The organism is Chengkuizengella sp. SCS-71B, assembly GCF_040100845.1.
GTDB lineage: Bacteria > Bacillota > Bacilli > Paenibacillales > KCTC-33759 > Chengkuizengella.
In genome coordinates this window covers 1,703,112-1,728,329 of sequence record NZ_JAZHSH010000001.1, presented here as the reverse complement: position 1 = coordinate 1,728,329, position 25,218 = coordinate 1,703,112, and the positions used below count along the sequence as shown (strand labels likewise).

General features: G+C 31.9%; 26 protein-coding genes. 10 read left to right on the top strand and 16 right to left on the bottom strand.

Annotation, left to right across the window (positions count from 1 at the left end):
• The first annotated feature begins 13 nt into the window (after nt 1–13).
• Entirely contained in the window at nt 14–802 is a 789-nt protein-coding gene (locus VQL36_RS08505; RefSeq protein WP_349248902.1) for a sporulation protein, read from the top strand.
• Nucleotides 803–889: 87 nt separating this feature from the next.
• Here the strand turns inward: VQL36_RS08505 and VQL36_RS08500 are convergent, their stop codons facing one another.
• Both VQL36_RS08500 and VQL36_RS08495 read right to left on the bottom strand, forming a co-directional pair.
• The gene (locus VQL36_RS08500; protein WP_349248901.1) at nt 890–1,426 is read right to left on the bottom strand and encodes a DUF309 domain-containing protein; all 537 of its coding nucleotides are present in this window, start codon (nt 1,424–1,426) and stop codon (nt 890–892) included.
• Between the two features lie 239 nt (nt 1,427–1,665).
• Nucleotides 1,666–2,205 (bottom strand): GNAT family N-acetyltransferase, encoded by a 540-nt coding sequence (locus VQL36_RS08495; protein ID WP_349248900.1) that lies wholly within the window; start codon nt 2,203–2,205, stop codon nt 1,666–1,668.
• A gap of 206 nt (nt 2,206–2,411) precedes the next feature.
• Between VQL36_RS08495 and VQL36_RS08490 the strand changes: the two genes are divergently transcribed.
• Nucleotides 2,412–2,906, top strand: a complete 495-nt coding sequence (locus VQL36_RS08490) for a hypothetical protein (protein ID WP_349248899.1) — start codon at nt 2,412–2,414, stop codon at nt 2,904–2,906.
• Nucleotides 2,907–2,982: 76 nt separating this feature from the next.
• Here the strand turns inward: VQL36_RS08490 and VQL36_RS08485 are convergent, their stop codons facing one another.
• Complete coding sequence (locus VQL36_RS08485; RefSeq protein ID WP_349248898.1) at nt 2,983–3,504, bottom strand: hypothetical protein; 522 nt, start codon at nt 3,502–3,504, stop codon at nt 2,983–2,985.
• A 277-nt stretch (nt 3,505–3,781) separates the two neighbouring features.
• Nucleotides 3,782–5,239 (bottom strand): cardiolipin synthase, encoded by a 1,458-nt coding sequence (gene cls / locus VQL36_RS08480; RefSeq protein WP_349248897.1) that lies wholly within the window; start codon nt 5,237–5,239, stop codon nt 3,782–3,784.
• Nucleotides 5,240–5,471: 232 nt separating this feature from the next.
• Between cls and VQL36_RS08475 the strand changes: the two genes are divergently transcribed.
• On the top strand, nt 5,472–6,761 hold the full coding sequence (locus VQL36_RS08475) for an MFS transporter (protein WP_349248896.1): 1,290 nt from the start codon (nt 5,472–5,474) through the stop codon (nt 6,759–6,761).
• A gap of 101 nt (nt 6,762–6,862) precedes the next feature.
• Here VQL36_RS08475 and VQL36_RS08470 read toward each other — a convergent pair whose 3' ends face one another.
• Nucleotides 6,863–7,468: a hypothetical protein gene (locus tag VQL36_RS08470; protein WP_349248895.1), complete on the bottom strand. Its 606-nt coding sequence runs from the start codon at nt 7,466–7,468 to the stop codon at nt 6,863–6,865.
• Between the two features lie 182 nt (nt 7,469–7,650).
• On the opposite strand from VQL36_RS08470, the gene VQL36_RS08465 reads away from it, so the two are divergent.
• Nucleotides 7,651–7,968, top strand: a complete 318-nt coding sequence (locus VQL36_RS08465) for a YbjQ family protein (protein ID WP_349248894.1) — start codon at nt 7,651–7,653, stop codon at nt 7,966–7,968.
• Between the two features lie 193 nt (nt 7,969–8,161).
• Nucleotides 8,162–8,632, top strand: a complete 471-nt coding sequence (msrA, locus tag VQL36_RS08460) for a peptide-methionine (S)-S-oxide reductase MsrA (RefSeq protein ID WP_349248893.1) — start codon at nt 8,162–8,164, stop codon at nt 8,630–8,632.
• A gap of 74 nt (nt 8,633–8,706) precedes the next feature.
• On the opposite strand, the gene VQL36_RS08455 is transcribed toward msrA, so the two are convergent.
• The 4 genes from VQL36_RS08455 to VQL36_RS08440 form a co-directional block, all read right to left on the bottom strand.
• Nucleotides 8,707–9,909: a HAMP domain-containing sensor histidine kinase gene (locus VQL36_RS08455; protein ID WP_349248892.1), complete on the bottom strand. Its 1,203-nt coding sequence runs from the start codon at nt 9,907–9,909 to the stop codon at nt 8,707–8,709.
• 223 nt (nt 9,910–10,132) lie between these two features.
• Entirely contained in the window at nt 10,133–10,816 is a 684-nt protein-coding gene (locus VQL36_RS08450; RefSeq protein WP_349248891.1) for a response regulator transcription factor, read from the bottom strand.
• A 151-nt stretch (nt 10,817–10,967) separates the two neighbouring features.
• Entirely contained in the window at nt 10,968–11,672 is a 705-nt protein-coding gene (locus VQL36_RS08445; protein ID WP_349248890.1) for a hypothetical protein, read from the bottom strand.
• Nucleotides 11,673–11,789: 117 nt separating this feature from the next.
• Nucleotides 11,790–12,779, bottom strand: a complete 990-nt coding sequence (locus VQL36_RS08440) for an aminoglycoside phosphotransferase family protein (RefSeq protein ID WP_349248889.1) — start codon at nt 12,777–12,779, stop codon at nt 11,790–11,792.
• Between the two features lie 122 nt (nt 12,780–12,901).
• Between VQL36_RS08440 and VQL36_RS08435 the strand changes: the two genes are divergently transcribed.
• Nucleotides 12,902–13,279 carry a MerR family transcriptional regulator gene (locus VQL36_RS08435; protein ID WP_349248888.1) on the top strand — a complete coding sequence of 126 codons (378 nt, stop codon included), beginning with the start codon at nt 12,902–12,904 and terminating at the stop codon, nt 13,277–13,279.
• A gap of 5 nt (nt 13,280–13,284) precedes the next feature.
• Nucleotides 13,285–13,392 (top strand): hypothetical protein, encoded by a 108-nt coding sequence (locus VQL36_RS08430; RefSeq protein WP_349248887.1) that lies wholly within the window; start codon nt 13,285–13,287, stop codon nt 13,390–13,392.
• A 331-nt stretch (nt 13,393–13,723) separates the two neighbouring features.
• On the opposite strand, the gene VQL36_RS08425 is transcribed toward VQL36_RS08430, so the two are convergent.
• Nucleotides 13,724–14,599, bottom strand: coding sequence for a PhzF family phenazine biosynthesis protein (locus VQL36_RS08425; RefSeq protein WP_349248886.1), 876 nt, complete (start codon nt 14,597–14,599; stop codon nt 13,724–13,726).
• A gap of 102 nt (nt 14,600–14,701) precedes the next feature.
• Nucleotides 14,702–15,601 carry a GNAT family N-acetyltransferase gene (locus tag VQL36_RS08420; protein ID WP_349248885.1) on the bottom strand — a complete coding sequence of 300 codons (900 nt, stop codon included), beginning with the start codon at nt 15,599–15,601 and terminating at the stop codon, nt 14,702–14,704.
• Nucleotides 15,602–15,919: 318 nt separating this feature from the next.
• Between VQL36_RS08420 and VQL36_RS08415 the strand changes: the two genes are divergently transcribed.
• Together VQL36_RS08415 and VQL36_RS08410 are read left to right on the top strand one after the other, a co-directional pair.
• Complete coding sequence (locus VQL36_RS08415; protein WP_349248884.1) at nt 15,920–16,369, top strand: hypothetical protein; 450 nt, start codon at nt 15,920–15,922, stop codon at nt 16,367–16,369.
• Between the two features lie 62 nt (nt 16,370–16,431).
• Nucleotides 16,432–17,415 (top strand): NAD(P)-dependent alcohol dehydrogenase, encoded by a 984-nt coding sequence (locus VQL36_RS08410; protein ID WP_349248883.1) that lies wholly within the window; start codon nt 16,432–16,434, stop codon nt 17,413–17,415.
• A gap of 88 nt (nt 17,416–17,503) precedes the next feature.
• On the opposite strand, the gene VQL36_RS08405 is transcribed toward VQL36_RS08410, so the two are convergent.
• The gene (locus tag VQL36_RS08405; RefSeq protein ID WP_349251146.1) at nt 17,504–17,833 is read right to left on the bottom strand and encodes a flavodoxin family protein; all 330 of its coding nucleotides are present in this window, start codon (nt 17,831–17,833) and stop codon (nt 17,504–17,506) included.
• A gap of 54 nt (nt 17,834–17,887) precedes the next feature.
• Nucleotides 17,888–19,840 carry an HBL/NHE enterotoxin family protein gene (locus VQL36_RS08400; RefSeq protein ID WP_349248882.1) on the bottom strand — a complete coding sequence of 651 codons (1,953 nt, stop codon included), beginning with the start codon at nt 19,838–19,840 and terminating at the stop codon, nt 17,888–17,890.
• A gap of 678 nt (nt 19,841–20,518) precedes the next feature.
• On the opposite strand from VQL36_RS08400, the gene VQL36_RS08395 reads away from it, so the two are divergent.
• Complete coding sequence (locus tag VQL36_RS08395) at nt 20,519–21,409, top strand: ABC transporter substrate-binding protein (protein ID WP_349248881.1); 891 nt, start codon at nt 20,519–20,521, stop codon at nt 21,407–21,409.
• A gap of 59 nt (nt 21,410–21,468) precedes the next feature.
• Here the strand turns inward: VQL36_RS08395 and glgA are convergent, their stop codons facing one another.
• From glgA to VQL36_RS08380, 3 genes are read right to left on the bottom strand one after another with little or no spacing between them, the layout of a single operon-like run.
• Nucleotides 21,469–22,905, bottom strand: coding sequence for a glycogen synthase GlgA (gene glgA, locus VQL36_RS08390; RefSeq protein WP_349248880.1), 1,437 nt, complete (start codon nt 22,903–22,905; stop codon nt 21,469–21,471).
• Nucleotides 22,906–22,923: 18 nt separating this feature from the next.
• Nucleotides 22,924–24,033, bottom strand: a complete 1,110-nt coding sequence (gene glgD / locus VQL36_RS08385) for a glucose-1-phosphate adenylyltransferase subunit GlgD (RefSeq protein WP_349248879.1) — start codon at nt 24,031–24,033, stop codon at nt 22,924–22,926.
• 30 nt (nt 24,034–24,063) lie between these two features.
• Nucleotides 24,064–25,191, bottom strand: a complete 1,128-nt coding sequence (locus VQL36_RS08380) for a glucose-1-phosphate adenylyltransferase (protein ID WP_349248878.1) — start codon at nt 25,189–25,191, stop codon at nt 24,064–24,066.
• Between the last annotated feature and the right edge of the window lie 27 nt (nt 25,192–25,218).

Genomic DNA, 25,218 nt, shown 5'->3' with positions numbered 1-25,218 from the left:
GGTCAAAATACATATGTCATTTATGAAGAAAATGTTATCTAGTATTGGTATTGGAGGAGCAAAAGTAGACACTATATTAAACAATGATGAATTTGTTCCAGGCGAGATGATTGAAGGTGTTGTTCATATTGAGGGTGGAAAGGTAGAGCAAAAAATTGAAGAAATCTATCTATCCATTGTTTCAACATATACTGAAGTAAAAGAGTTTGAATTGGGTGATGAAGAAAAAGAAATGGAAATGACAAAACAAGTAGTATTAAGTAAAGTTAAAATCAGTGAAGTTTTTACAATAGGCAAAAATGAAAAGAAACAATTTCCTATTCAGATTCAACTGCCATATGACACCCCATTAACACTAGGAAAAACTAAGGTGTGGATACAAACTGGACTAGATATTGACAACGCGATTGATCCAAGTGATAGAGACTATATAAGAGTCACACCTAATCATTTAATAGATGGCTTATTTAAATCCCTTGAAGATATAGGGCTTAGAATGTATGATGTTGAATGTGAAGCTACTAAAACTTTAAGAAATAGACTTCCATTCATACAAGAGTTTGAGTTCAAAACAAAATCAGGTCCATTTCATGGAAGATTAGATGAACTCGAAGTTGTATTATTTGTTGAAGAAAATCAAGTAACAGCTATTTTAGAAATTGATAGAAAAGCTAAAGGTTTTAAAGGTTTATTATCTGAAATGTTAGAAAAAGACGAAAGTGTTATTCGATTCACTTATACTGAAGAAGATATCCCTAATTTACAAAATAGTTTATACGAACTTATTGATCAACATAGTTAACTTAGCAAAACATCTCAAACTGTTATCAAAAATTAGTTTGAGATGCTTTTTTACGATTCTGAAAATTTTTGCTTGCTTTGAGATTACTTAATCATCTTTAAGTTTTTGCATTTTAGCCTTTTCTCTCGTTTTGATCACTTCTGTACGATCTCTTAAAGTATGTTTATGAATAAGTTCCTTATTCAAAAGATCACTGGAGTTTAGCCAAGATAAATTCTTTGCTTTACAAATTTGTTTGCATCTTTCTATTAATTGGTCATCCTTCAATGGAATATTTAAATCTGAATAACGGGTTAACTCTGTTGATGATAATTCCTCTAACCTTTCCTCCAACTGGTTCATAAAATTCTCAGCATTAATGCCTAAAATGTGCAAATCGTTTTTGTTTAAATTACTAATTGCACTCCTCATCATTTTAACTGCACCGCTGATATTATTTCTACGTTGATGATACAAAGAAACAGCGACTTGAATCAAGCCAACCCATGCCTTATCTAATTCAGGCCTTTCTTTTTCCTTCCAATATTCTTCTAATATCTCATGACATTCAAAATAGTCACGTTCAGCATGAAAGTATATTAAATAGTCAATATATTCGTCAGGATATTGTGTTCGTTGTGTCATTGAAGAAGATCCCTCTTTTCTAATTTTGGGCTAAAGATGTAAAATATAAAATATATATTTCTATTTTATCAAATTTACATGAAAAAGAAGAGTCCACAACCAAGCTCAACTAAACACACAATTATCATTTTTCCAATAAGTGAAGCGGCTCTTCCATCCACAGCCTTTTTATCCTTAATCATGGGCAACAAGGGGAAAAAGAGGCACAAAAACACCCGACTTGTTTTTTTGACAATGTTCTAGAATTTTTCTCTATTGTTCATAAAGTTTTCTTTTGTCAGCATAAAGTACGCATATTTACTTCTTTTGTTTGAATTTTTTGATGTTATGGGTTCATATCCTTTCTTAATAATACTTTTAGCTATTGGCTTATAATAAAAACTCGAGCGAGAAACTCTAATTATAATCTCATCATGATTTGTCTTATTAAACATATATTCTAAAATTGCTTTGCCAGATTCAGTGGCATAACCTTTCTTTCTATGGTCATTAGCAATGACAACTTTTCTTTCTCTTTGTTCCGATGTCAATCTTCTACTTGGTAAAACAGCACTCCATCCAACAAGTTTTGGTTTATCTTTGAGGAAAATACCAAGAACAAACCTCGTATCATCGGGTCTAAAATGATTTCCTTTCTTTTTTAAATTTTGAATATATCTTAGTAAATATGACTTGTCTGGAAAATTATAAATGAAACCATTATTACGCATTAGTATATATAATTTATCTAAATCTTTTTCGTTAAATTCCCTCAAAATCAGTCTGTTAGTCTCAATCATATAGGCTTTCTTCCTTCCTTGTATTTTTTCAACGCTTAGAATGATGAATTCATCTATGATTTCTTACTTTATGATATTACATCATATTACATGTTGACATAGGCAACTGAGGATTTTTATAAACCTTAGACATATATCTAATCCTTCATTAGCTTCAATGCATAGGATATATTGTAAAATTAAAAAATAATAAGGAAGTGATTAATATGGGACATTTTGATGAAACCATCTGTGACTGCTGTGTCTGTCCGATGCAGTGCATATTGGAGCAGTTAATAGGTATGAATGTTACAATATTATTAGAAGAGGACGAACTAGAAGGAACTATAATTGATGTCAAAAATTTCGTTGTTTCATTTGATATTGAAAATAGTGGTATCATTATCTTCATTATGGTTCGTGATGTTTGTGCTGTTGGGCTTGACGAAGCATTTGATTTTAAAGTAAAGGACATTAGAAAAAGCAAAGGAGTATGTTCTTGTATTGAAGAACCAGCAACAAACTTAGCTAAATCTATGATTGGTAAGATGATAGTGCTTGTATATTGTAATGAACTTGAGTCAGATGGGACAGTTACTCAAGTCGGAGAGGGAATAGTCATTCTTTCAGATGATACGTTCAAAAACTTTGAAACAATTGCTATATCTAGTTGTAGAATAAATATAATTGCTCCTCCGGAGGTTGATTTAAATATGAGATAAAATATTAAACCCTTTGGTTTATAAATCACAAACAAAAAACCATAAGTACCATCCACTTATGGTTTTAAAGGATAAACTAATTTATTTTATAACGAAGCATTCCCTCATGACTATCCTTTGTTTTATAGTCAATGTAAAACATGTAACCATTTTCTAATGAATAAATAAGACTGTAATAAGAATCAATTGGACTGATACCTTCAAAATCAGGCTCTCCTATTATTTCTTTTAACTGGATTGGAGACATATTCATTTTTATATCCATCACACCAATTTGATCTCCAGACCCAAAATAAAATATACATCCATCATATTTATAGTATATAGTATGCATTTCTCCGATAAGATCAGGCATACCAAACAAATTTAATATTTCTTGTTTAGACATACCAATTGAAATATCTATTCCTGGTAATTGACCCGATTTAGACTGTTCTAAAAGGTTAGAATCAACGGTCAATTCACATTTAAATGCAGTATATTCATGTGAAGTCAATTCCATCTGTTCAATACGATCTAATTCTGTATATCCTGAGATCATTAATACTGAAATTAAGAAAAATACCATCGCTCCTGATCTAGCACGCACAACATTCACCCATTTCTATTTCTTTTAATTTAATATATATTCTCTAGTTAGATAAAAGATTCAAGATTGTCTAAAATTTCTCTATCAAAATTATTATTATTCAAAGTCACAGCCAACTAAAATCGCTGAACTCAGTATAGATGATGTCTGTTTCTCATAATAAAAACGATATATAAGTGCAAAAAGTTTCAAAAGCAAAAAAAAATATGTGTCAAAAAAATCCTATACCATGTAGGGATAGGATTTTTTTGAAGGAACGATATATATTTAACGCCTCATAATTTATCTATAAAATAGGAGAAAGCAGACGGGAAATTCCTTCTTTAAATTTAATTATTAATGATCTTTGATTGTATTTTTCAATTGTTAGTTCTGAACTATGTATTGAATCTTGTATGAACATTCCATTTAATTTTTCAGCCACTTTTTCATCATAAATAATCGCATTCACTTCAAAATTTAATTTGAAGCTGCGCATGTCAATATTTGTAGTTCCCACAGAAGAAACTTCATGATCGACTACAATTGTTTTAGCATGAAGAAATCCATTTTCGTATAGTAATATTTTAGCTCCATACTTTAATAATTCTCCAACATGTAACAATGTAGCCCAATATACAAATGGATGATCTGGTTTACTAGGAATCATGATACGAAGATCAACTCCTGTTAATAATGCCATTTTACATGCATCCATAAAACTTGCATCTGGAATAAAATATGGGGTCTGAATATATATGCTTTTTTTTGCTGACATGATTAACTTAATATACATATATTTAAGATGTTCGGTTTCAGAGTGAGGTCCACTATCCACAATTTGAACTGGACTATTTCCTGTATGTTTCTTTCTTTGGAACATAAACTGTTCAATATGATGATTATACTGTCTCTTTGCTTGATACCAATCTAAAATAAATCTTCCTTGAATATGATCTACAGCTTCACCTTTCATTTTTAAATGAGTGTCTCTCCAATAGCCAAACTTTTTATTCTTTCCTAGGTACTCGTCTCCGATATTAAAGCCACCAATATAGGCTGCTTTACCATCAATAATACACAGCTTACGGTGATTCCTATTGTTAATTCGAAAATTAATTAATTTTAAAAAAGAAGGAAAAAACACTTCAACCTCTCCCCCATTCGAAACAAGTTCTTTAAAAAAGGAAGATTTGATTTTCCTTGAACCAATTTCATCGTACAAAACACGAACTTTTATACCTTCCTTAGCCTTTTTAATAAGCTCATCTCGAAGTTTCAATCCTAGGGAGTCTGGTTGGATGATGTAATATTGAATATTGATTTCTTCTTTAGCAGCTTTTATATCTTTAAACAATGCAGCAAATTTATCTTGACCATCATTAAAAATTTCAATTTCATTGTCTGTTGAGATTAGTGCAGTCGCTGACTTTAAATTCATTAAAAGCAATTTATTTTGTTTGTTCATTAAATCATTTTTATTAAATTCATTGCTATATTTTAACTTTTGTACTTGTTCATCTACTGCTGATTTAAGATAACTTTCTTCTTCGGAAGATAAGTGGTAAAAATTCTTTTTCTTTACTTGTCGACCAAAAAACAAATAACATAAAAAACCTAAAATGGGGATAAACAAAAATATCATTAACCAAGCCCAAGTTGAAGCAATATTCCTTCTTTCAATAAAAATAACAAGTCCAGCAAGCATTATATTTATGATAGTAATCAATGATACAATAATTGTGCTGATATTATTAAGTTCCATCTTCATACTCCCTTAAATGTAACCTTGTACATACGATCATTTCTAGTTTTAGTATTACCAATTATGTAGAAAAGAAGAAGAATTGTAAAGGTGATTTCATCAAAATTCACCAATAACTTTTAAGGTTTGAAATTCTTTCTAGTTGTAAATTGGTTTATTATTACAAATATCCTTTTTATACGATATAATATTTATAGTAAGTATATATCGAAAAATACAAAGGAGATGAAAAATGTCAAAAGTATTTTCTATTTTTAAAAATGGTAACTATACTAAATTGTTTCTAGCCAATTTAACTTCACAAATGGGTACAGTAATTGGATTAACTGCTTTTATGTTTTACTTATTAGATCGCTTTTCCAACCAACCTTCATATGCCACATTTAATGAAATGATGTATTCTTTACCCACTTTGTTTGTGTTTTGGATTATTGGTGTTTTAGCAGATCGAATGGATCGACAAAAAATCGCGGTATATACGGACTGGATTCGAGCTGTATTATCTATTTGTTTTCTTGTATCTGTTTGGATTGGTTGGATTCCACTCATTTTTTTCATCATCTTTTTAAGAAGTGCAGTTCAGAAATTTTTCTTTCCTGCTGAACAAGCCATTGTCCAAGGTATTTTGAAAGAAAATGAATATACCACTGCGGCAGGATTAAATCAAATGGTACACAGCTTGTTTATGTTATTTGGCAGTGCTTTAGGGGCAATTACATATTGGACTGTAGGTATTGAGGGTGCCATTATTGTTGATACTATTTCTTTTGTAATCAGTGCTCTTCTTTTACATGCTTGTAAAATACCTGAAAGTGTTCGTTTGCCAAATGGAAAAAATAAGCTAAGGGATCTTCAGTTTGCAACTGTTTTTAAAGATTTTAAAGATGGCATGCAATATATTTTTAAACATAGATTACTGTTTTCTTTGATTATTGGATTTATTGTTTTTGGAGTAGTGAATGGAGGATTTGCTGTTATCCCCATATTTATTCTTAAATATAAATTAGCACCTGATACATATGAGCAAATGTCCGTTATTTTAGGAATTGTATTCGGTATTGCTGTATTGATTGGTAGTATTACCGCTTCCATGATTGCTCAAAAAGTAAAACTATATAAACTTATCATTTGGGGTCTGCTCGTATGTGGTTCATTTATTATTTTATCATCATATACGGATTCAATTCTCATATTTTTCTCTCTATCATTTGTTGTTGGCTTGAGTCTACCATTTATTAATGTAGCCATTGGAGGCTGGCTTCCAAAAATTGTTGATCCAAAAATGATGGGTCGTGTTCAAGGATGGCTTGACCCTTTAATGATGTTAGCTCAAACCATAACTCTTGGTGTTATAGCTGCTACCTTCCCAACAATAATGAATCTTAGGGGATTATTTTGGCTCGTTGGGGGTTGTACAGTTATGGTTGGAATCTTCTACGCTATTGTTTTGCCAAGATTTGAAAAGAAGAAAACAACGATTACAACATCTGAACAAAACATACAGGAGCCAAGTGTGATGTAATACCCTAATCCTTACTAAAAAATTTTTCCTGTACAAAAAAACCTCCTATAACTATTACAATAAGATAGTTTACAAAGGAGGTTTCATTTTTTTATCTCAAATCAATTTATCTTTGTTTCATTTGTAGTTCCATCATCCCATGCACGGTATTCACAAATTTCCCCTTCTTCACCACAAACATAGTACATTACAAAGTGATTTGTTAACTCGTCAGCACCCCACTCTACAAATAACTGAGCACCTATATCCCCGCTAATAAATCCCTCAAAATCGATAGCGTCTGAATGAGATTCAGAATCAAAAATATAATTTGGAGATGTAAGCAAATCATATTTCCACATCACTATATCATCCAAAGGTGAGACAGACTCTGCGTATTGATCTCCTAATAATTTAGAAATATCCTGTTTAGATAATCCAATTTGCAAATTATCTTGGATCATTCTGATTTCTTTATCATAAATAGAACTAAATGACTCTTCTGTAGGTTCCTCTATATTTTCTTCTAATTCTATAGAAATCTCCTCAATTTCTTCATTTAAGCCTTCCTCTTGATTCAACTCTTTTTCTTCAGATTCTTGAGCAACTTCACTATTTTGTGCATTTGATTCATTCTCTACAACAACCTCTTCCTTACTACTACAACCATATAAAAACAAACTACTTAGAACCATTGCAAATAACATAATAAATAACGATTGTTTCATTAATTTCTCCTACCCCCATTAATTCTGTAATATATTTTTTGTCTAAATACTACTATATATTAATAGACTCTCTAGTCCTTAAAATGTTGCTAAATATAGCATAAAATATCCAATTTTTCAGATGAAACCGATAACGCCTTATTTACGTATTAAAATTATATAACCCAAGAGGAGGAATTTAAATGATTGTTACAACAACAAATACACTGCAGAATAAAGAAGTTGAATCCTATTTAGGTATTGTCGTAGGTGAAACGATCATGGGGGCAAATATTGTACGTGACTTCCTAGCTGGGATTACCGATATTGTCGGTGGTCGTAGTGGAACATATGAAAATAAACTTTCAGAGGGGCGTGAAATTGCTCTGGAGGAGATGAAACAAAAAGCAAGCAGACTAGGGGCAAATGCTGTCATTGGAGTCGACCTTGATTTTGAAACATTACGTGATGGAATGATGATGGTTGTGGCTTCTGGAACTGCAGTAAAAATAAAAGAATAATATAATATTGATGAATTATTTATAAAATAGTTTATATTATAGCCTGTTATCATTCTTAAACGATAAAGATAACAGGCTATATTTGTACTAAATAGCATTATAAATCAATTGACATCCAAATGAACTTCCATTATTTTATTATAAAGTGAACCTTTGTTTATTGTAGATGAAACTAAGTTATGAGGTGATAAGATTGGAAAAAGCAACATTTGGTGCAGGTTGTTTCTGGGGAGTAGAAGCAACTTTTCAAAAAATAAAAGGTGTATCAAAAACTGAAGTAGGATATTTAGGGGGAACAAAAGGAAACCCTACCTATCAGGAAGTATGCACAGGGGATACTGGACACGCTGAGGTTGTACAATTGGAATTTGATCCAAACATTGTATCCTATGAAGCTTTATTAGAAGTATTTTGGGAAAATCACAATCCAACTACATTGAACAGACAAGGACCTGACATTGGCACACAGTATCGTTCGGCAATTTTTTATCATTCAGAAGAGCAGAAAGAAACTGCAGATCAATCCAAACAAGAAAAGCAGAACAGTGGAAAATACAAAAAAGAAATTGTAACAGAGATTACACCTGCCTCCACTTTTTATAAAGCAGAGGAATATCATCAAAAGTACTTAGAGAAAAAAGGCTTGGACAGTTGTCAATTTTAAAAAGTTTGTTATACCTTTAGAAAATAGGGCCCTTAAAGGTCTGACTAGAATTTTAATGAAATCTAATCAGACCCTTAAGCTGTTTTTGGCAGCAGCAATGTTAACGTCGTACCTTTTTTTGAAGATTCTTTTAAAATCAGGTCCCCTTGTTGTGCGTTCGCTAATATTTTACTTAAAGATAAACCTAACCCCAAACCCCGAACCGTATCTTTTTTCTCAGAACCTCTAAAAAATCTTTCAAAAATATTAGCTTGTTCTTCAATTGGAATGCCTGATCCTGAGTCTGTAACATCTATGGCAACAAATTGGATATCGTATGGATAAACTTTTAAAACAACCTTCTTTTCTTCCTTCATGGCAGCCTGACTGTTTTTCAATAAGTTAAAAAGTACCTGTTTGATTCTTAATGGATCGCCCACAGCAAAAATATCTTGTTCAGGTAAAGATAAAGTCATTGAAACCTTTTCATCCATCACTTTCCACTGCTTTGCAACAGCTTGAACAACTGAACTCAAATTCACTTTTTGAATATCTAAGTGAATGACACCCGCCGCATAAGAATTAAAATCTAATAAGTCCTCTACCATTAATTGAAGTCGATTGGATTCTTGCAGGGCTAGATGAAGAAATTCTTCTTCCTCTTCCTTGGTAACTACCTTATCTTTAACAGCTTGAACTAAACCTGAAATAGAGGTCACAGGTGTTTTAATTTCGTGCGTTACTCCCGCTAGTAATTCTGTTCTTAATGTTTCAAGGTTCTTTAAACGAGCTGCCATATCTTCAAAGGACTGATTAAGTTCATTTAATTCTTTTTCTTTAAAGTTTTTGTTTAACTGAATTTCATAGTTTCCTTCTCGAATTTGTACTGCAGCATCTGCAATCAAACGAATTGGATTTGTTAGTTTTTTTAATAACCAATAAATAATAATCCAGCCAGTCACACTTAAACTAATAAAACTGATAATAAGAACACTAAATTGAAAATTTGATTTATCTCCTAAAAGGCTATTTTCAGGAATAATCATACTTACATAACCAGTAATTTGTTCTCCGCTAATGATGGGGGTCACAATATGATATAAGTCCCCTGTAAAAAGTTTTAACTGTATTTTTTCAGTCGTTTGTTTCTCTACTTCCTTGAAGTTCATTACACGTACTCTAGAACCTTTTAGCCCTTTGATCATACTTCCTGTTTGATATAATAACTTCCCAGATGAGTGATAAATTTGAAGAAAACCTACATTATTTATTGAGTTTGAACGTTTGAGCTTCTCCATAAAATGGGAGAGAGTCCTTGGATTATTCAAAATCAACTCTTCATTTACTGAAAGGCTACTTGAAATATTTATAGCATCTCTCTCCTTGAGTTTCAATTCATTTTGTATCGTAGAATACTTAATCCAATAGCCTAAAAAGAACGCGACCATAACAAGAATTAAAACCAAAATAAGGAAATAGCGGATGGTCCAATATTTCAATAAAGGGATTAGTTTTCTCTCACTATTCTTTGACACTAAATTGATACCCCACTCCTCTTAATGTTTTAATTTCTCCTTCAGTTGCAGGCCAATCTATAAGAGACTTTCGTATTCGTTTTATAGAAAGATCCACAGCTCTATCACTGCCATCATAATCCATTCCCCATACTAGATCAAGTAATTGTTCCCTTGAAAAGGTCTGGTTTGGATGCTGTACAAAAAAAATAAGTAAAGATAAGTCTCTTGGATTCATTTCAATATAATCATTATGTAATGTTACGGAATGAGCTTCTAAATCAACAACTAAACTTCCAAAACGAAATTCCTCTCCCGATTCCATTATTTTATTAGGTCTTCTAAGCACAGCTTTGATTCTTGCAATCACTTCATCAGGATCAAAAGGTTTTACGATATAATCATCTGCACCCTGATCTAAGCCTGATAATCGATTTTCAATTTGACCTAATGCAGTTAACATGATAACAGGACAAGTACTATTTGTTCTAATTTTTCTTAAAATATCCCATCCGCTTCCATTTGGGAGCATCACATCTAATAAAACTAAATCAGGTTTGACTTTTTCAAATTGTTCTATTGCTTCCATTGCATCGTATGCAAGTTCAACTTGATAATTTGCTTTACGAATATAAACCGTCAGTACACGAGAAATAGCAATTTCATCTTCTACAACTAGAATCGTTTTCATTATATACCTCATTAATTATTCATTATTTATTATCGTAACAATATGAAGATTAAAAAGAAAGTTACAGAAAATAAATGGTAACAAAGCAAATAAAGTAATAGAAGGGCTTGGAAATGTCCTCCCCCTTCTATCACTTAACATACAATTTAATTTATCTGTTTACCATATCTCCATATTTGTCCTTATATATCTCTTTAATTTCTTCTTTTATTAGTTTAATACTATCATGATCCTCTAAATCATAACCACTTGTGTCAATCCCTAATTTTGCTGCTTTATCCAGTACTTTTTGGGTGCGTATTTCTCCTATTTCTGCTCTAATTTCATCTAATGTTTTGCCTTCAGTATCAATATTCATGTTAGCTGCAATTTCATAAATTTTTGCTTCAATATTGCTTTGGATAATCTCTTTAATTTCCTCTCTGATCTCTTCTATTGATTTACCATCCGTTTCAATTCCTAATTCCTCTGCCTTTTCCATAGTTAGCGTTTCATGTGAATCTTGAACAGCTTCCAACAGTTCAGCTTTTATTTCATCAATGCTTTTGTCAGCTGTATCTATCCCATAAATTTCTGCTTTTTCTATGATTCTAGTTTCTCTTGTTTCCCGAAGCAGCTCAATGACTTCACTTAGTTCTAAATCTTCAATGTCCAAATTTAAATTTGCTGCTTTTTGTAGTAACCTTTGTTCCTTTTCTTCATCTGATAATTGCGACCATGTTTGTTCAAATTGTTCACGATCCATAAAACGAGGTTTTTTGTGATCATTTTTTTCTGATGCAAAAACACTTCCTGTTCCAACAGCACTTAATAATAAAGAACCTGCGAGTGCTGCCGATAATACTTTCTTATTCATTCCTTTTTTCCTCCTTTATATTTATGTATCTTACTCCTATATATTAAACATCAATTGTGTCAGTAAAATGTCGGGCAAAAAAAGAGCAAGGAACGGTTAATTCCTAAACTCAAGAGATTAATATGTATAGCTATTCCACTGATTCATCGTTGATTGAATTAAACGTTTTATATCTTTAATTCTATTGGGATTGCACTCTTTTTTATTTAACAAATCGCTTAATCCAATGAGTTCTAATAGTTTAGCCTTTCTTAACCAATCGTCAGGTAATACACCTCCACTCTCTTTATATGCTAATATAAAAGAATTCGAAAACAAACTAGAGGTATTTTCATATCGCAACATATTCCCTACATCTACTAAAGGCGTGCCACTAAAAGAATATTCCCAATCTAATATGGCTGATATATTTGATACTTCTTGATTCATATCTACCAGTATATTTAAAGGATTAAAATCAGAATGAATTAATGAAGTTTGATGTCCAATATTATCCATTAAATATGAAAATTCATTTGCAAAGTTCCAAATATCATTAGTAAATTTATCACCCAACCACTTTTTTGCATTACCTTCAATGGTACTTTCATTAATAAATTTCAAAAAGGACTCTGAATTGATTTCAAACATCTCACTTATATTTAAATTTTCATCAAAAAAACCACCTTTTTCAAACTGGTAACTATGCAACTTCGCTAAGTATTTCCCTATTTCTCTTCCAATTTTCTCAATTGAATTTGCACTTCCATAGTTAACCATTAATTCCTTTAATTGAATGCCTTGAATCCAATTGATGATCATAAATGGAGTTTGATATTTCTCACATGAAAAATCTGCATATAATACTTTTGGAACAGGAAGTTCATCTGCTAAACGTTCATAAATCTTTTTTTCCACTTTTGCTTTTAGATCGACACGAGCATACAAACGTAATACATAAGTTTCATTCAAATTGGTTGTGATTTTTAGATTTGAATTGTTTAATCCGCCACTTAATGTTTCTACTTCTTTTATTACTTTTCCATTTAAAAATGGTTTAATCATTTCTGTTACTTCATTTTCATTTAATGAAATAAGTTCATATGAACGTTCCCAATTCTCTTTCAATTCTATCAGCTCCTAAAAGATTAAATATTGGTAAAATAATATTTATAAATATATATTGACCCTTACATTAATGTTATAGTTTATAATATTTTTACAACGGTAAGGGGAGTTGATTTGACAAAATGAAGATTGGTGAATTATCTAAATTAACTGGGGTAAGTATTCGATCATTACGTTATTATGAACAAAAAGGGCTCATTACACCCACTAGATTAGATAATGGTTATCGAGAATATCACACGTTTACTGTTGACGAAGTCAAAACGATTCAGTTCTATTTAAGTCTCGGTTTATCCACAGAACAAATCTCAAATTTTTTACATTGTGTTTTGAAAAATAAAGAGACATTTTGTAAAGAAGTACTTCCAATTTACAAAGAAAAACTTGAAGAAATAGATAATCAAATCAAAATATTAACAAATATTAAATCAAATTTAGAAGAACGAATACGATCATTTAATTTAGTGATTCCCCGTCTATTTCTGCTGAATTTGGAGTGATGTCTATGCCTACTGTTGTCCTATTTAAAGATGGTGAACCAGTGGAAAAATTAGTTGGATTAAGGCCAAAAAGTGTATACACAACTCTCATTGATAAACACTCATCGATATAACGAATTGTAAACCATCTTAATACTTCCTTAGGATGGTTTTTATGTAATCACTAAACAAAACGTATGTTCTCATTATACAATAACGAAAAGAAGATTGCATTAACTTTTCTACTATTTAATTTTAGAATTCTTAATTTTCCAGACAAAATTAAAAGACCTTTTTCATCAAGTAGCAATCACTTCATGAAGAGAATGCATTAGTTTTTCTCATTTAATGAATTAAAAACATTAGTTTTACTTGTGATTAAACAGGATATACAATGAAATTAAAGTTATTGATGCGTAGTCACAATCCTTTATTTCTCAAGGTTGCTTTAATAGGAGACTACGCCTATAATTCCAATAATTCCATTTTAAAGTCAGAGCCATAGCCTCCTATTTTCACTGAGCTGATCTCACCCTGTAGATTAGAAATATGTATTATGATTTCTGATGGTTTTTGCATCGTATAACCTTGTTCCATAGAAAATGTTTGTTTATCTTGCCTTCCCATCAATCTGTTATATTTAGTTAAATAACAAACTAATGCAGCATTTGAAGTACCTGTTGCACTTTCTTCTGGAATATTGTATAAAGGTGCAAAATTTCTACTATGCGCCGTTGACAAAATATGAATTGTCTCTAATGTAAAAACATGAAATCCAGTTACACCATACTTTTCACTTATATTAGTTATCTCGTCCATATTAGGTTTCATTTCTTGTAAAACTTGAAGATTATTTACAGGAACTATAATATCTTTTAGACCTGTAGAAACAATTTGAATAGGAAGATGTGGAATGAGGTCTTCTTTCTTTATACAAAGTGAATTTGTAATCTCTTGGGCTGATAATACATTTAAAAAAGAAGGTTTATTTTGTTCTAAAAACACTTTTCCATCTGGATACACTTCTACATTTAAAATGCCTGCTTTCGTTTTTATCTTAAAATTTCCAGCATCAATTAACCCTTTTTGTTTCATTAATGAAAAAGCAGCGACCGTTGCGTGACCACAAATATCTACTTCCTCTTTTGGAGTAAAATATCTAATTTTAAAATCTGTAGAAGTCGAAGAAAAAATAAATGCTGTTTCTGAGAACCCTAATTTCCTAGCAATCAATTCCATCTCACGCTCTTCAAGTTGATCAGTATCTAGAACTACTCCTGCTTCATTACCTCCATTTGAGTTATGAGTAAAAGCACTTAAAATATACACTTGTGTTGTCATCTTCATTCACCTCTATATACTAATTAAATAAGCATAACATTAACAATATGAATCTGTAATTCCCCATTTTCATGTTATTTTTTAAAATGGACAATACGGTGATTATGGGGAGAATCCGGGTCTTTTAAAAAGTTTTTCCATATATACTTGCTCTATAGTCTTTTCAAATCCACTTTCATTCAGTAAAGAGATGACAACTTGATTTGTATGAGATAAATTCATGATCATTCGCTTACATTTTTGATCTAACGGAGAGAAACAATGAGACAATAAATAAGCAACAATGTCCTGCTTGTCATTTCGATCTTGTAAAACTTCACATTGATAGAGTATTGTGGAAATATGAGAACCGTTGTTATCATAATTCTGTTTATACAATGAGTACCCAATACTTTTTCCTAATTTATCTATAACGAGCAATCCTTCCCCTGATTTTACACTTTGCCACTGTGTTTGCCATGGCAACCTATTATTATAAAATGGAATATGCTGAACTTCACTAGGGTTTACCTTTACAATTTCATATTCTGAAAAATCGCCGTTGAATGGCTTAAGCTGAGAAGACTCACTACTCCCAAATATCAAAAGTTGATCTTTTATGTCATAACCTAGTTTCTGATACAACTTGATTGCCTTTTCATTGTCCTTAATAGCTTCTAATGTAGCGATACCTACCCCGTTTTCTCTATACATGGAGAATGTTTCAGTCATCATTAATTTACCTATCCCTGCACCCCTCAATTCAGGTGCTACACAAGTCCCACCATTCCAAGCAACTCTCATTCTACCAATATCTCGAATACCATTTAATACAAGTCCTATAGGTTCATCATTTTTAAATGCTAAAATCGATAAGTCGGTCGATAACCCTTCTGATACAAATCGGTTTAAAAAAGAATCCATTGTCACTTGAGCATCTATGTAATACCCCTTAAATCCTTTATTCCAAGCAGTTACCGCATCTTGAAAAGAACAATCTGATAAACGTTTTATCGAAATCATCTTCATTTCCTCCTCCCACTAGTTTTAATATATATTTTTTTCATTTTCTCAACAAGATCATTAAGATGATATTAACTCGCATGCAACTTCATTTCCCTTTTTATCGGTATGGATTGTAAACTTTCAATATCCTCACTATGGAGGTCTTGCATCGTATATCATTGCTTTCTTGACAAGTGCTTTGAGCGATTTTATGTATATTGGAAATCATTATAATATTATATGTAAAAAATATTTGACATAAAGAATGTTTTATATTACTATTTGTATATAATAATTTACAAAAAGTAAAAATAAACAGACTAAAGGAGGGGTGAAATGTCCTATCAAGAAAAAAGCACTATCGTATCTTTAGTTACCACCGTACTGATTTTTACTGGCTGTAGTATTTATGTATTTCAAAAGTACCAAGATGGAAGCTTAAATGAGACAAATGTCTTCAGTTTTTATGGAGCCGTTTTTATATTCTTAATTATTGTTGGAATTGTAAACAGTATCATCAGAAATACTGTATTAAATATCATCGCAGCTAAAGAAAGAGAACCTTCGTTTATTGATGAACGAGACAAAATAATTGAATTAAAAGCAACAGTGATTGCTCACTATGTATTTATAACTGGTTTTGGGCTCTCCATGGGGGCGTTGGTCTTTGATGTTGCGCCTTTAATGATGTTCCCCATACTTTTTTCCTTTGGATTCGCAGCATCGATTTTAGCAGATATTTCAAAGATTTATCTATATCGGAGAGGGTATTCTCTTTCTCTTTAGAAGATAAAAGTTAAGAGAACTATCATTTTTATTTAAAAAATTTGGAATACAGGAGGCAACATATGAAAGCAATCGTATATCAGAAATATGGTTCACCAGATGTTCTTGAATTAAAAGAGATTGAAAAACCTATTCCCAAGGACAATGAAGTACTAGTAAAGGTATATGAAATCACAGTATCACCAGTAGATTGTGCTTTTAGAAAGGGTGATCCATTTGCTGCAAGAATTTTTACTGGACTCACAAAACCCAAAGCGACTATACCAGGGGGATTGTTAGCCGGTGAAATTGAATCCGTAGGTAAAGATGTAAAATTATTCAATAAAGGTGATCAAGTATATGCAGCTACCATGTCTGGTGCTTATGCTGAGTATACATGTGTTCCTGAAAATGGTGCGCTGTCAGTGAAGCCTGAAAATATGACCTATGGGGAAGCTGCTGCTGTCTGTGATGGGGCATTAACAGCATTGCCATTTCTTAGAGATTCAGCAAACATCCAAAGTGGTCAAAAGATCCTTATCAATGGTGCTTCTGGATCAATAGGTACTTCTGCTGTGCAGCTTGCCAAGTACTTCGGAGCGGAAGTCACCGGAGTGTGCAGTACCTCTAATTTAGAATTAGTAAAATCTTTAGGGGCTGATCAGGTTATTGATTACACGAAAGAGGATTTTACCAAAACCGGTCAAACCTATGATATTATTTTTGACACAGTAGGGAAAAGTTCATTTGCACGTTGTAAAAACTCACTAAAACAACAAGGAATCTATCTTACAACCGTCCCTTCCATAGCTATTAACCTTCAAATGTTATGGACTTCAAAGATCGGCAACAAAAAAGCAAAAATTGCGTTCACAGGTTTGAGACCATCAAGCGAAAAAACGAAAGATCTGCTGTTCCTCAAAGAGCTAATTGAGGCGGAGAAAATAACATCAGTCATTGATAGACGTTACTCTTTAGAACAAATTGCTGAGGCACACAGATATGTCGAAACAGGTCACAAAAGGGGTAATGTAGCTATAACTTTGGAACATAATAATAAAACCTAATCTCAAAAAGAAAACATCCAGATTAGATGTTTTCTTTTTATAGTTGTGTAACTATAATAGGATCATTATTTGAAATGATGATTGTGTGTTAGGCTTTTAATTGCTTATTCCATAATAAAGCTTTAGAAATTGCAGCTTCGTCCTCTTTCACATCACCTGGTTCATTTCCTCTTCCAATCATATAATCAACAAACTCCATATTCACAAAATTAAAAATGTATTTAAATTGTTGAATGAGAGGCAGGGCTTCTATTTGAGGATTTGCACCACCAGTGACAATGACATAGGCTTTCTTTTTTGACATTTCTTCTTTAAAATTAAACCTTTCATCTCGTAAATACTGGGAGCATCTATCAAAGAAGATTTTCATCGGTCCAGACATGCCATACCAATATAGAGGAGTTGTGAAGATGTATATATTATGACTAAATAATGGACTTGTGATGCTGATAATAATGCTACTAGTAACAACCTATTTTTTATATATTTTAAACGATGAAGTTTTATTATCCCCTACTTTGGTTAACCATATGCTAAAATGTTCAACATTTTCAAAATTACCTTTATAATCTGGGTGTTCATACAGAGTAACACTATAATCCCCAATAACGAGTACGGAAGATAAAGTATCTCCAAGCATAGGAGCTCCTTTTACTCCGTTTCCATATAAATCTTGTGCAGCACAATCATTCATATAACGACAATCCGATGAAGTTCCAGCTACTTGTGGATATACTTGCCAATTTCCCGCTGCATAGCTTTCCTCGAAGAACCACACACCTTCACCTTTAAATATACTAAATGATTCAGTTCTATTATTCATATGATCAGATGATAAATTAGGACCTCCATAATTCTCTTTAATAATAGCCCCTCCACCTGTAAAGTTATCAAGATCATATACGATTAATGCATAAGGACCAACTACTTTCACTGATGATAATGAGTTGTTATTCATCCAGTTCCATTTACTATTATAATGTGTTATCCCAGGATTAGTGCTTATAAAAGTTGAAAGACCAGTCCCACTAAAATCTTCTTCTTTAAAGAAATAGACTCCTTCTTTCTGTTGTTCTATTAAGATGGAAGATACCGCATTCGCTCCAACAACTTTTCCTCCAAAATTGCGAATCTGAGTAAAACTGTCTTCTGTGAAAAAGGCCTGTCCAAATCCTCTGTAATTTGCGTCTTGCCATAGTCTAACATATACATTTCCACGTACCAGCATGGATGACAACTTATTGTCAAAATCAGCTTCGTTTAAATCAGAACTGCCCCAATAATTAAACTGCACAATACAGTCTCCCTGGAAATCTTTCTCTGAAAATAGGAAAGCTGCTTCAGACAAAGTCCAAATACTTGGTATTGAGTAAGCATCTGATTTTAGCAACTCACCATTCACATTCACTTCCTTAACCGTATATAAAGTTTGATCAGGGTTTTTTACTTCTAAAATATCATACAATGCTGAAGATAGAGTGATGGCAGAATGCGTCCCTTCAAACTTACCCAGTTCTCTTCCTCCAGCTGCAGGTTTTCCATCATATATTGTATAATAAGTTTTCTCCCCAGGAGGAAGATTTTGTGATTTCCAAGGTATGGAGCAACCTATAACCTTCCTTTTAAATGAATGGTCCATTTTATCTTGAATGGTTAGAGCTAATTCGAATGTATCATCCCAGGTACTCTTTATATCGTTTAAATATCCAATCAAAAAAGGAGAATCAACATCTACATCTTCTACAACAATCTCTATTAATCTGTCAAACTTTAAAGATAATGAGAACCATTGATTTTCTAACCCACTAAAACCTTGATCTAAAAAAGTAATGGCACCATTTATAAGATTTACGATTTCCCCTAATTCTTCCATAGCTTCTTTTATGTTTTTTTCATAAGCTATTTTATAGTCATTTTGAAAATTAACTTGGTCTACATCACGTAATTGTTTCTTAAAATTATTAATAATACGATGTTCATCTGCTACAGACGTACTTCTTGAACTAAAGCTATTTTGTAGTTTATTTAGTTCTGAAATAAATGAAGTTCTCACTCCAGGCTCATCCATTCTTTCAGAATAATCGATTAATAAATCGTAGGCTGAATTAAAATCTTCATTATAATCAATCGTATTGTTAATGATACGAAGAGCATCTGGATGAATTTCATTTTTCCAGAACTTAGCACGATTTCCTGCTGTATCTAAATGTATGATAATATTTGGGATGTGTGTTATCCAACTCGGAAGACCTACATGAGTTATATACTCTACATAATCTAAAACTGGATCTGTGATTGTAATTTCCTCAGCTGATGAAGATATTCCATTATTGATTGCATATACTGTAACATTTGAACTAAATAATCCAAGACTGAACATGATTACGAATACAATGGATAATCCCTTTTTTATAAATTTATTCATAAATAATAACCTTCTCCTTTGGTTACATTTTGCTTATTGTTATAGTCTAAAAAAGTATGTGATAACAATTTGACTCTTTTCTATGTTTAATCACTCAACTGACCGAATCGAAAACCAAGCAGAAAGTCAGTGAACCTAAACCTTAAAAGCTTTTCAAAGTAAGAAAAATCTATCAATCTAACTTAGACTTTTTCCACCCCCTTTAGTTAATAATTTTGTTATAACTAACTAATATTTGTACGAATTGAAACCAGAAAATCAGTAAACCTAAACCTTCCTTTCTATTATCACTCCTTTACTATTAAAATAAAATACATAAAAATCTATCATTCTAAGTAAACGGTTTCAAATCACCACCTCCTTTAGTAAATGATTTTGTTATAACTAACTAATAAGAAATATATGGATATTACCTAATTATAACTAAAATAGTAACATGATTTATATGATGATTCAATGAAATTTTAAACAAATTATACTTATATTTTATAAAATCTACCTTTCCTATCAAATTAATATTGCTTCAAAAATAGTATGTATAATAGATTATATTAATTAATTTTTTAGTATTATTTAATTAATATATTACAAAAAATATTAGCAAAATACGTGATTTCACCAATAACAGACATTATTATGATAGGATAAAATAAATCACATTTAGAGGAGTACAGAACCATGAAAGCAATCTCATGTTTACCTGCAGCAACTGAAATGATTAACGAATTAGGTCTCGATTCATTTCTGAGTGGAGTAACTTTTGAATGCCCATCAGATAAACCTAAAGTGGTGAGATCTGTATTAGAAGGAAAACATTTGACCTCTTCAGAAATTAATGCGATTGTGTCACAACATGTAAAAGAAAATAAATCTCTTTATTTTATTGAACAAGAATTACTTGAAAAGATTGAACCAGATATTATATTTACCCAACATGTTTGTGATGTATGTCAGGTTGGAACATCCTATGTTGAAAAAGCCGTTTATCAATTAAAAAAACAACCTAAAATCGTTCCTCTTATTCCTAAAAATTTGAAGGAAATATTTGAAAACATAATTACCGTTGCTAAAGAACTAGGTGCTGAGGAAAGAGGAATCGAATTGGTCAATGGTTACGAGAAACGAATTAAACACATTAAAAGTAAAATGAAGCAATACAATAAACAAAAACCTTCTGTATTTTTCATGGAATGGATCAGTCCCATATACAATTCAGGACACTGGATACCAGAGCTTGTACAACTAGCTGGAGGCATAGATTCGTTAGCATCACCAGAAGGAAATTCTAACGCCATACATTTTAAGGAGTTAAAAAGCTATGATCCGGAAATAATTGTGATTTCACCATGTGGGTATAGTCATAAAAAAGCTAGACAAGAAGTAAAACAATTAAAAGCTTTAGAAGGTTGGAAGGAACTTAAAGCAGTCAAAAATAATCAAGTTTTTCTCTTAGATGCAAACTTCTTTACACAACCAAGTATCGGGGTAGTTGATGGTATTGAGCTCTTAGCTTCATTGTTTCATCCTGATTTATTTCCAACTAATAAAACCGAACCTTTATTTTTATAAAAGGGTTAAAGTGGTCTTATTGAGCATTTAAAATAAGACCACGAACCCTTATATTTATATTAATTTAGTACAAATACCAATTGTTTATATAAGGAAATATATTCTCTTGCGGGTTTTTCCCAACTTACATTGACTTTCTTAATATTGTTGATAATACTATGCCAAACCTCTTTATTATGGTAACATTCAACTGCCTTTTTAATTGTAAATAACATATCGTGAGCATTATAATTCACAAATGTAAATCCAGTTCCTTCATCCGCGTACTGATTATAAGGTTTGACCGTATCTTTCAACCCCCCTGTTTCTCTTATAATAGGAACAGCCCGATACTGGTAAGATAATAATTGACCTATTCCACACGGCTCAAATAAAGATGGCATAAGGAACATGTCTGAAGAACTGTAAATTTTCCTGGCTAATGCATCGTCAAATTTTATTACAGTCACCATCTTATCCGGATTTCGCTTCGCAGCATCCTCAAAAAACAGTTCATATTTTTTCTCACCAATTCCCAATATGACTAACTGTATATCCATTTCCAATATTTCATCGAGCACATGTGCTACTAAGTCAAACCCCTTTTGCTCAACTAATCGTGAAACCATTCCAATCATAGGAATTTCTTTATTCACAGGCAAGCCTATTTTCTTTTGGAAACGTTCTTTGTTCAGTCTTTTATTAAATAATGAATTTTGATATTTTACTCTTACATTTGGATCAGTAACAGGATTATAGCTTTTTACATCTATTCCATTTAAAATTCCGTATAAATCTTTTTTCCTTTTTTCAATGACACCTTCCAATTGTTCTCCATTATCTTGAGTTTGAATCTCTTCTGCGTAGGTATGACTAACTGTTGTTATAATATCTGAATATATAATCGCACCTTTCATACAATTACCTTGATCAAAAAATTCAAGTGAATCTTTAGTGAAATAACGATCTTCAAGATCCGTTAAACTCTTCAACAATTCTTTTGGAAAAATCCCTTGATATTTTAAATTATGAATTGTGAATACAGTTTTTATATTTTTATACAATAGTTTATCGGCGTATTGCGCTTTTAAACAAATCGGAATCAATCCAGCTTGCCAATCATGACAATGAATAATATCTGGAATGAAATCTAGGTGAGGAATAGCTTCTAAAACAGCCTTATTAAAATAAACAAACCGTTCACCATCATCTCCATAACCATACAAGCCTGGTCTCTTAAAATAAAACTCATTATCTATAAAATAATAATGAATACCGTTTTCTTGAAGCTCTTGAACACCACAATACTGACTTCTCCAATCAAGTTGGATAGTAAAATCAGTTATTGTAGTCATTTTATTCTTAAATTTTTCTGGAATATCTTCGTATTTGGGCAGAATCACCCGGATATCTGCACCTTTCTTTTTGATTTGTTTTGGCAAAGAGCCAATCACTTCACCCAGTCCTCCTGACTTCACAAAGGGGTCTGATTCTGAAGCAACAAATAGTATATTCATGATATACTTTACCTCCTCTCAAATTATTTTTAACTTCTCTGCTATACATGGAGTACTTGGATCACCTATAATTTTCTTATCCATATTTATAATCACATGTTTATCTAAAATCACATTTTCTAAATTCACGTTTTGTTGAATTACAGTGTTAGGCATGATAATACAGTTTTTGAGCCGAGCTCCCTTTCCGACCTCAACACTTCTAAATAAAATACTATTTTCAACTGTACCTTCTATCATACATCCATTTGTTACTAAAGAATTTGAGACTAGGGCGTCAGATTTATAAGCAGCAGGAGCTTCATCTTTTGTTTTTGTATAAATAGAATGAGATTGATGAAATATTGAATGAAATAGAGACATCTCCAATAAATCCATACTGTTTTTGTAATAGCTTTGAACTGTATTCATAATGCCCAAATGACCTGCAAATTTGTATCCATATACATTCAATAAATCTAGATTTTTGATCACTGCATCTTCAATAAAATTAGTCCAACCACTAGCGATTGAGGTTTCTACTAAATCTAGAAAGAGATCCTTTTTCATTAGAAACATTTCCATACTAATTTGATCACTTGTTACGTTTGTTTGATTTACCTCAATTGAAGTTAAGATTTGATCCGAACTCACTTTAATAGGACGAGCTAGAGAAAATTGTTCATCTTTGTTGTCTTTATATAATAGTGTTATTTGTGCATTATGATCTTTATGAAACTTTAGTATGGGATCAAAGTCTATATTACAAACCATGTGAGATTTTGCTAGGATCACAAAATCTACTTTACTTCGAAAAAAATAATCTCTATGATCATAAAAATAATGTAAATCGCCTTTGTTTTCTTCTTTCGATTCTTCAAAAAGTGGAGGTAATACCGTCAACCCATGCTGTCTACGATCCAAATTCCATTCCCTGCCTGAACCTATATGATCTATCAAGGAACGATATTTCTTCTGAGTAAACATGCATACTTTATGAATACCTGAATTCACAAAACTAGATAGGATAAAATCAATGAATCGATATCTGCCCCCAAAAGGAGTTGAAGCAATACATCTGTTGTAGGTTAACTCTTCAAGTTGGTCTATCTCATTGACCAGATTAATGATGCCCATCACATTTTTCATAGAAGCTTCACCCTTTCATATGAATTAGAGTTAAGTAACGATCTCACGATGTTTGATTAAAGTGATTTCCTTCTGATCCCCTACAACACTGTGATCATGGATAACCGCACCTTCACCTACAATAGATCGGTGAATTGTCACATTCTTCCCAATCTTTACATTTGGCATAATCACAGAATCCCTAATTTCACTACCTTCTTCTACATTGACCCCATACGAAAGGATTGAATTTTCAACTTCTCCAAATACAGTACACCCCTCATTCACTAAACTATTTCTCACTTTGGCTTTTGAAGAAATAAACTGTGAAGGTTGATTTAAATTTCTTGAGTAAACCTTCCATTCTTTATCATTTAAATTCAGCAGTGAGTCTTCTTTTAATAAATCCATATGTGCTTCCCATAAACTATCAACAGTACCTACATCTTTCCAATAATTTTCAAAAGAATAAGCGTACAAAGCATATTCGTTGCCCAACATCCCTGGTATAATGTCTTTTCCAAAATCATGAGTTGAATTGCTATTACTTGCATCAGAAATTAAATTTTCTTTTAAAGTATCCCAATTAAAAATATAAATGCCCATGGATGCAAGATTGCTATTAGGATTCTTAGGCTTTTCAGAAAACGAAATGATTCTTTCTTCATCATTCGTATGGATAATACCGAAACGATTCGCCTCTTTCCAATCCACGCGAATGGTCGCAATTGTTGCTTCTGCATTTTTTTGTATATGATAGTTTAACATCAATTCATAGTTCATTTTATATATATGATCACCAGAAATAACTAGTACGTATTTAGGGTTATACTGTTCAATAAAATCGATGTTTTGATAAATTGAATCCGCTGTTCCACTATACCAATCCCCTCCATTTTGTTTTACATAAGGAGGGAGAATAGTCACACCCCCATCTTCACGTTCAAGATCCCAAGGTTTTCCCACTCCAATATATGAATTTAGTGCCAAAGGCTGATATTGGGTTAGGACACCTACTGTATCAATCCCAGAATTTGTACAATTACTGAGTGTAAAATCAATAATTCTATATTTCCCTCCAAAAAACACTGCAGGTTTTGCTAATTTGTAGGTTAACGCACCTAATCTATTCCCCTTCCCACCTGCTAGCAGCATGGCTATACATTCTTTTGATCTCATTTTATCTCTCCCTATTCGTAACAATAA

Coding starts and splice junctions, on each gene's coding strand:
- VQL36_RS08505 (WP_349248902.1), top strand. CDS start 14: ATGTCATTTATGAAGAAAATGTTATCTAGTATTGGTATTGGAGGAGCA.
- VQL36_RS08500 (WP_349248901.1), bottom strand. CDS start 1,426: ATGACACAACGAACACAATATCCTGACGAATATATTGACTATTTAATA.
- VQL36_RS08495 (WP_349248900.1), bottom strand. CDS start 2,205: ATGATTGAGACTAACAGACTGATTTTGAGGGAATTTAACGAAAAAGAT.
- VQL36_RS08490 (WP_349248899.1), top strand. CDS start 2,412: ATGGGACATTTTGATGAAACCATCTGTGACTGCTGTGTCTGTCCGATG.
- cls (WP_349248897.1), bottom strand. CDS start 5,239: ATGGAACTTAATAATATCAGCACAATTATTGTATCATTGATTACTATC.
- VQL36_RS08475 (WP_349248896.1), top strand. CDS start 5,472: ATGTCAAAAGTATTTTCTATTTTTAAAAATGGTAACTATACTAAATTG.
- VQL36_RS08470 (WP_349248895.1), bottom strand. CDS start 7,468: ATGAAACAATCGTTATTTATTATGTTATTTGCAATGGTTCTAAGTAGT.
- VQL36_RS08465 (WP_349248894.1), top strand. CDS start 7,651: ATGATTGTTACAACAACAAATACACTGCAGAATAAAGAAGTTGAATCC.
- VQL36_RS08455 (WP_349248892.1), bottom strand. CDS start 9,909: ATGGAGAAGCTCAAACGTTCAAACTCAATAAATAATGTAGGTTTTCTT.
- VQL36_RS08450 (WP_349248891.1), bottom strand. CDS start 10,816: ATGAAAACGATTCTAGTTGTAGAAGATGAAATTGCTATTTCTCGTGTA.
- VQL36_RS08445 (WP_349248890.1), bottom strand. CDS start 11,672: ATGAATAAGAAAGTATTATCGGCAGCACTCGCAGGTTCTTTATTATTA.
- VQL36_RS08435 (WP_349248888.1), top strand. CDS start 12,902: ATGAAGATTGGTGAATTATCTAAATTAACTGGGGTAAGTATTCGATCA.
- VQL36_RS08430 (WP_349248887.1), top strand. CDS start 13,285: ATGCCTACTGTTGTCCTATTTAAAGATGGTGAACCAGTGGAAAAATTA.
- VQL36_RS08425 (WP_349248886.1), bottom strand. CDS start 14,599: ATGACAACACAAGTGTATATTTTAAGTGCTTTTACTCATAACTCAAAT.
- VQL36_RS08420 (WP_349248885.1), bottom strand. CDS start 15,601: ATGATTTCGATAAAACGTTTATCAGATTGTTCTTTTCAAGATGCGGTA.
- VQL36_RS08415 (WP_349248884.1), top strand. CDS start 15,920: ATGTCCTATCAAGAAAAAAGCACTATCGTATCTTTAGTTACCACCGTA.
- VQL36_RS08410 (WP_349248883.1), top strand. CDS start 16,432: ATGAAAGCAATCGTATATCAGAAATATGGTTCACCAGATGTTCTTGAA.
- VQL36_RS08400 (WP_349248882.1), bottom strand. CDS start 19,840: ATGAATAAATTTATAAAAAAGGGATTATCCATTGTATTCGTAATCATG.
- VQL36_RS08395 (WP_349248881.1), top strand. CDS start 20,519: ATGAAAGCAATCTCATGTTTACCTGCAGCAACTGAAATGATTAACGAA.
- glgA (WP_349248880.1), bottom strand. CDS start 22,905: ATGAATATACTATTTGTTGCTTCAGAATCAGACCCCTTTGTGAAGTCA.
- glgD (WP_349248879.1), bottom strand. CDS start 24,033: ATGAAAAATGTGATGGGCATCATTAATCTGGTCAATGAGATAGACCAA.
- VQL36_RS08380 (WP_349248878.1), bottom strand. CDS start 25,191: ATGAGATCAAAAGAATGTATAGCCATGCTGCTAGCAGGTGGGAAGGGG.